This window comes from Flavobacterium rakeshii, assembly GCF_009741375.1.
Taxonomy (GTDB): domain Bacteria; phylum Bacteroidota; class Bacteroidia; order Flavobacteriales; family Flavobacteriaceae; genus Flavobacterium; species Flavobacterium rakeshii.
Genome location: NZ_WOWP01000021.1, coordinates 86,192 through 93,004, shown reverse-complemented (window position 1 = coordinate 93,004; position 6,813 = coordinate 86,192). Strand labels below are relative to the sequence as shown.

Here is a 6,813-nt window from a genome sequence, read left to right as displayed (position 1 = left end):
CGGACTACTGGTTTAGTGTAACCTACCGTGAACTGGTAAACGGACAGCCTGTAGAGAAAGAGTTTAAAGCTCACTTCTCATTGAAGAGATAATATTCTTTAACAAACTATAAAACAGAAAAGGCAGCCAACAGGCTGCCTTTTTCTTTAGGATATAAACAGAATATAAGGTATAAAAAAAGGGAAGCTAATGCCTCCCTCTTCTTCAGAACTGTAATGATTAGCTGTTGTATTGTTTTAGTGCTACTGCAAGTATTTCTACAGAGCGAACTAAGTCTTCTTTTTTAAGTACGTATGCGATTCTTATTTCATCTAATCCAACATTAGGAGAAGAATAGAAACCTGCCGCAGGAGCTACCATTATGGTTTCTCCGTTAAGGTCAAACTTCTCAAGTAGCCATTGAGCAAAATCATCAGCGTTTTTAACAGGAAGTTTTGCTATACAGTAAAAAGCACCTTTTGGGGTAGCAACCTTTACACCTTCAATTTTATTAAGTTCGGTGATTAAAGTATCTCTACGTTCTTTGTATTCACTAATAACTTCGTCAAAATAAGTTTGAGGAGTCTCAAGGGCAGCCTCACTTGCAATCTGAGCAAAAGTAGGAGGGCTTAGCCTTGCCTGAGCAAACTTCATGGCAGTGGCCATTACCTCTTTGTTTTTAGAAACTATGCACCCTATCCTTGCGCCACACATACTGTATCTTTTAGAAACAGAATCAATCATTATGGCGTTTTGTTCAATACCAGGTACATTCATTACAGAGTAATGCTTGTCTCCGTCGTAAGTAAACTCACGGTATACTTCATCTGCAATAAGGAAAAGATCGTGCTTCTTAACCAGTTCGGCAAGCTGCTGTATTTCTTCCTGAGTATAAAGGTATCCGGTTGGGTTACCCGGGTTACAAATAAGTATTGCTTTAGTTTTAGGAGTGATAAGTTTTTCGAAATCAGCAATAGGAGGAAGGGCAAAACCTTCGTCTATTGTAGAGATTACCGGTACAACCTTAACTCCCGAAGCAGTAGAGAAACCATTGTAGTTAGCATAGAAAGGTTCCGGTATAATGATCTCATCACCATCGTCCATAGTACTTCCCATAGCAAACAATAATGCCTCAGAACCACCTGTTGTGATAATGATATCGGCAGCGTTAACAGATACTCCGTGGTTTTGGTAATAATCAGCTAACTTGTTTCTGTAGCTTTCAAAACCTGCAGAATGACTGTACTCCAATATTTTGATGGAGTTGTTTTTTATAGCTTCAAGCGCTACATCCGGAGTTTTAATATCCGGCTGGCCAATATTAAGGTGGTATACTTTGTGACCTTTTTTCTTGGCTCCCTCAGCATAAGGAACTAACTTCCTTATAGGAGACTCAGGCATTAATTGTCCCTTATTTGATACTTTAGGCATTGTATTGAATTTTAATTTTTTTGATGCGCAAATTTGCGACTTTTTTTATAAACTTTATAATATAAAATTCATCTAATTCACAGTTTTGTAATTTATTAGGCTAATAGTAATAAAAAAGCCCCGCCAAATGGCAGGGCTTTGCTATATTCTTAATTTGTAGCTTACTGGTTTGGAATTGCTTTTTTCTTTTCCAGTATATTAACTTCTTCTTTCTTAACTACATTACCTTTTATCTTAAGAGCAACTACTCCGTCAGGGTAGTTAACAGCATTAGACTGTACAGTAATGGTTTTTCTTATCGGGCCCGGGTGCATGTTGTACTTAACCTCTATTTTCCCTGTTTTACCAGGCATAATAGGTTCTTTTGGTTTTGTAGGTACGGTACATCCGCAGGTAGATTTTACATCTTTAATGATAAGAGGGGCATCTCCGGTATTGGTGAATTCAAAAATTCGTAATCCGTCATCAGTTTCTTTACTCACAGTACCATAGTCAATCGTATCCTCTTTGAATTCGATTTTGGCACCCGACTGAGCATTTGCTGTAATAGCTATAAGTAATACAGCGATTAGTCCTAAAAACTTTTTCATTTGGTGTGTATTTTAGTTTTAGTAATTTTAGTAAAAATAATTAGATTTAAATTAAGAGCAAATATTCACTGCTCTTTTTTTTAATTTGTACTTATATGGTTACTTTTGCATACATTTTACAAAAATCAGACCATAATTTTTTAAATTATTATATTTCAGATAGTTATGACTATACCTGCACAATTTGACGCTAAGGCAGCAGAGAAAAAATGGTACGATTACTGGATGGAAAACAATTATTTTCATTCAGAACCTGATCACAGGACACCGTACACTATAGTAATACCTCCGCCAAATGTTACGGGTGTGCTTCACATGGGGCACATGCTTAACAACACTATTCAGGATGTATTAATAAGGAGAGCAAGGCTTAAGGGCTTTAATGCCTGCTGGGTCCCTGGGACCGACCATGCTTCTATTGCTACTGAGGCTAAAGTTGTTGCCAAACTTAAAGAAGAAGGTATAAACAAAAGCGATCTTACCCGCGAGGAGTTCCTTAAACATGCCTGGGACTGGACCGAGAAGTATGGTGGCGTAATCCTGGATCAGCTTAAAAAGCTAGGTGCTTCATGCGACTGGGAACGTACTAAGTTTACTATGGATCCAGATATGTCGGCTTCTGTAATCAGGTCGTTTGTAGACCTGTATAACAAAGGGATGATATACAGAGGGTACCGTATGGTTAACTGGGACCCAGAGGCTAAAACAACCCTTTCTGACGAAGAGGTTATTTATGAGGAAAGACATGGTAAACTGTATCATTTAAAATATAAAATTGAAGGCAGCGAGGATTTTGTTATCATTGCAACCACGCGTCCTGAAACCATTTTAGGTGATACTGCCATATGTATTAACCCTAATGATGAACGTTATACTCACTTAAAAGGTAAAAAGGCTATTGTGCCTATTGCTAACCGTGTAATTCCTATCATATTTGACGAGTATGTTGATATGGAGTTTGGTACAGGATGCCTTAAGGTTACACCTGCACACGATGTTAACGATAAGGAACTTGGCGAAAGACATAACCTTGAGATAATTGATATTTTTAATGAGGATGCTACACTTAACAGTTTCGGACTTCATTATGAAGGTAAGGACAGGTTTGTAGTAAGGGACGAGATTGCTAAAGAGCTTGAAACTATAGGTAGCCTTGAGAAAATAGAAAACCATCTTAACAAGGTAGGTACTTCCGAAAGGACTAAGGCTGTTATTGAGCCAAGGCTTTCTGACCAGTGGTTCCTTAAAATGGAAGACCTGGTTAAGCCTGCTATCAAAGCAGTTTTAGAGACTGAAGAAGTTAAGCTTTATCCTAAGCGTTTTGAAAATACATACCGTCACTGGATGGAGAACATTCGTGACTGGAACATATCACGCCAGTTATGGTGGGGACAGCAAATACCTGCTTACTACTATGGTGAAAGCAAAGAAGATTTTGTTGTAGCCGAAACTGCCGATGCAGCTTTAGAACTGGCTAAGCAAAGAACAGGTAATGCTGCGTTAACGGTAGCCGACCTTAAGCAGGATCCTGATGCGCTGGATACATGGTTCTCTTCATGGTTATGGCCTATGGCTGTTTTTGGAGGAGTTATGAATCCGGATAACGAAGACTTTAAATATTACTATCCTACTAACGATCTTGTTACGGGTCCGGATATTCTTTTCTTCTGGGTGGCGAGAATGATTATAGCAGGATATGAGTATGCGGGTGAAAAACCGTTTACTAATGTTTATCTTACAGGTCTTGTTAGGGATAGCCAGAGAAGAAAAATGTCTAAGTCACTGGGTAATTCACCAGATCCGCTTGATTTGATTGAGAAATTTGGTGCCGATGGTGTACGTGTAGGACTGCTGTTAAGTGCTTCTGCCGGTAATGATATTCTTTTTGACGAAGAGCTTTGTAATCAGGGTAAAGGTTTTACAACCAAGATATGGAATGCTTTCAGGCTTATAAAAGGCTGGGAGGTAAGCGATATAGAGCAGCCGGAATATGCTAAAAAAGCTATTGAATGGTATGAGGCTAAGCTGCAAAAAACATTAGTTGAGATTGAAGATCATTTTGAGAAATACAGAATATCAGATGCGCTTATGGCGATCTATAAGCTGGTATGGGACGATTTCTGTTCGTGGTTCCTTGAAATGATTAAGCCGGGTTATCAGCAGCCTATAGACAGGGCTACTTTTAATAAGGCTATTGAAATGCTTGAAAATAACCTTAAGCTGCTTCATCCGTTTATGCCATTCCTTACAGAGGAGATATGGCAGCATATTGCCGAAAGGACTCCGGAAGATGCGCTTATTGTAGCTACATGGCCGGAAGCTAAACAGGTTGATGAAAAGCTTATTGCCGACTTTGATCTTGCTGCCGAAGTTATTTCGGGAATAAGAACCATAAGGAAAGATAAAAACATACCTTTTAAAGATGCTATTGAGGTTAAAGTAATCAACAACGATAATTCATCAGACTATTTTGATGTTATTGTTGAGAAGCTGGGTAATGTTTCATCTTTCGAATATGTGACCGAGAAGGTAAACGGAGCGCTTACTTTTAGGGTAAAATCAAATGAATACTTTATTCCGGTATCGGGTAATGTAAATATTGAAGAGGAGATTGCTAAACTGGAAGAGGAGCTTAAATATAACAGAGGCTTCCTTAAATCGGTTCAGGCGAAACTTTCTAACGAGAAGTTTGTAAGTGGTGCGCCGGAGAAAGTTGTTGCAATAGAGCGCCAAAAAGAGGCTGATGCCCTTGCTAAAATTGCTACGATAGAGCAAAGTCTTGAAAGTCTTAAATAATTAAGATATATAATAACAAAAAACGGGAGCTGATAAGCTCCCGTTTTTTATATATATAACCTAAAATTAAAATAGTACTACTGCGCTTATGGCAGGTAAGTAATTATTCTCTCAACAACAAAAGTTTCCACACCGTTTATTGATATGTTTTTTTTAGTCCAGTTTCCTTTGTCATCATATTCATATCTGTAAAACTTAGCATCTTTAATGGCATTTTTATCATCGGCTACATTAAATTCGGTCATGTTATTGTGCTCGTCATATCCATATCCTACTTTATATGTAATGTTGCCGTCCTGTTTAACAACCATACCCAGTTTATTACCATTTTTGTCATAGTGATATTCTGTTACGTGTTCTATACCTTCATTGCCATCTTTAAGGTATTCAACAATTAAGTTTCCGTTGTTGTCGTAAGTGAATTTTTGAACTCTCCCTAGTGTTTTATCAGGGTTAATAGTTTCTTTGCTTACAAGTTTGTCACCATCATATTTAGAGTTGGTTATGTATTCAACGCCGCCGTCTTTATTATAACGTGAAATAGAAATTACATTTCCGTTTTCATCATACTCATAAATGTTTTTAAACTGAATACTTTCGGTTTTAAGGTAGGAATCTTCTTCTTTTACATTTCCGTTTTCATCATAAATAAAACCGGTTCTGTCCTGTAAAATATCCTGAGCATTGTATTTGGTTACATCAACCACCTTGTCTCCTTCAAAACGCTGTAGCGTTCTGCTAAGTTGAGTGCCATCAGTATTTCTTTTAATGATGTTTGTGTTGTTGCCGTTTTCCCAGGTGTATTCGGTTTTAATAAACGGTTTGCCTGCCATGTACTGGGTAGTGCTTATAAGTTTATCTTTCCCTTCATAAATAGATTCTTCGTAAGGAGTATCGCCTTTAATCCATTTTCTTTCTACTACAAGTTTACCTTCGTCATTAAACACAAGGTCAAAATCATGGCTGTACTTAACCTCGCGTTTGTGCTCGCCTTTTTCAGATCCGTTAAGAGCATACGATTTCTCGCTTATGCTTTCAACATTTCCAAGAAGCTCATAGCTGTCCCAGTCGGCTTTTGATCGGTCAATTACTTTTTTTTCTTCCTTTTGGCAAGAGGCCAGTATTAGCAGTAATGCAAGAGAAAATATACGTTTCATTTTAAGATTGTGTTAAGAGTTTCAAAAGTCTGCTTTTTTTTTCAAAAAGTCAATTGAGAGAATCATTTTTTAAATAAAAAAATCCGCCCATAAGAGCGGATTTAATATTTAAGGCTAAAAATATTATTTAGCTATAGCTGCTTCATATTTTTTTGCAACTGCATCCCAGTTAATTACGTTGTAAAAGTTAGAGATGTAGTCTGGTCTTTTGTTTTGGTAATGTAGGTAGTAAGCATGCTCCCATACATCTATAGCAAGTACCGGAGTACCTGATATGCCAACACCCGGCATTAATGGGTTATCCTGGTTAGGAGTTTGACCCACTGCAAGTTTTCCTGATGCATCTACATATAACCAAGCCCAACCTGATCCAAACTGAGTACCTGCTGCCTCGCTAAACTTGTCTTTAAAGTTTTCAAACGAACCAAAGTCTTTGTTAATCGCTTCTGCAAGAGCACCTGTTGGTTGTCCGCCTGCATTTGGAGCCATTATTTCCCAGTAAAGGTTGTGGTTGTAGTAACCACCGCCATTATTTCTAAGGGCTTTGTTGTTCATGTCCATGCCTTTAAGGATTTCTTCGATCGATTTGTTTTCCAAATCACTTCCGGCAATGGCTTTGTTTAATTTGTTTGCATATCCTACATGGTGCTTAGAGTAATGAGTCTCCATAGTTTTAGCATCAATATATGGTTCCAGAGCATCGTAAGCATAGCCTAGTTTAACCAGTTGGAATTTACCTTCTGCCTTTACGTCATCAGGGTTTCCCATTGCTGGAGCTTCTGCTTTTTCCGGCTCAGGTACCTGCACCTCTTCCAGATTATTTTTTTCTTTGCACGATTGCAGTGAAGCAACCAGTACTA

At 38.0% G+C, this 6,813-nt stretch carries 5 protein-coding genes; 1 reads left to right on the top strand and 4 read right to left on the bottom strand.

Annotated elements, in window-relative coordinates:
- Positions 1-219: 219 nt before the first annotated feature.
- Positions 220-1,410, bottom strand: a complete 1,191-nt coding sequence (locus GN157_RS07130; RefSeq protein WP_157482500.1) for a pyridoxal phosphate-dependent aminotransferase — start codon at positions 1,408-1,410, stop codon at positions 220-222.
- 161 nt (positions 1,411-1,571) lie between these two features.
- Entirely contained in the window at positions 1,572-2,000 is a 429-nt protein-coding gene (locus tag GN157_RS07125; RefSeq protein ID WP_035135693.1) for a DUF1573 domain-containing protein, read from the bottom strand.
- 165 nt (positions 2,001-2,165) lie between these two features.
- Between GN157_RS07125 and GN157_RS07120 the strand changes: the two genes are divergently transcribed.
- Positions 2,166-4,796 carry a valine--tRNA ligase gene (locus tag GN157_RS07120; protein ID WP_157482498.1) on the top strand — a complete coding sequence of 877 codons (2,631 nt, stop codon included), beginning with the start codon at positions 2,166-2,168 and terminating at the stop codon, positions 4,794-4,796.
- Positions 4,797-4,882: 86 nt separating this feature from the next.
- Here GN157_RS07120 and GN157_RS07115 read toward each other — a convergent pair whose 3' ends face one another.
- Complete coding sequence (locus GN157_RS07115) at positions 4,883-5,953, bottom strand: hypothetical protein (protein WP_157482497.1); 1,071 nt, start codon at positions 5,951-5,953, stop codon at positions 4,883-4,885.
- Positions 5,954-6,076: 123 nt separating this feature from the next.
- Entirely contained in the window at positions 6,077-6,721 is a 645-nt protein-coding gene (locus tag GN157_RS07110; protein ID WP_231749077.1) for a superoxide dismutase, read from the bottom strand.
- Between the last annotated feature and the right edge of the window lie 92 nt (positions 6,722-6,813).

Coding starts and splice junctions, on each gene's coding strand:
- GN157_RS07130 (WP_157482500.1), bottom strand. CDS start 1,410: ATGCCTAAAGTATCAAATAAGGGACAATTAATGCCTGAGTCTCCTATA.
- GN157_RS07125 (WP_035135693.1), bottom strand. CDS start 2,000: ATGAAAAAGTTTTTAGGACTAATCGCTGTATTACTTATAGCTATTACA.
- GN157_RS07120 (WP_157482498.1), top strand. CDS start 2,166: ATGACTATACCTGCACAATTTGACGCTAAGGCAGCAGAGAAAAAATGG.
- GN157_RS07110 (WP_231749077.1), bottom strand. CDS start 6,721: ATGGGAAACCCTGATGACGTAAAGGCAGAAGGTAAATTCCAACTGGTT.
- GN157_RS07115 (WP_157482497.1), bottom strand. CDS start 5,953: ATGAAACGTATATTTTCTCTTGCATTACTGCTAATACTGGCCTCTTGC.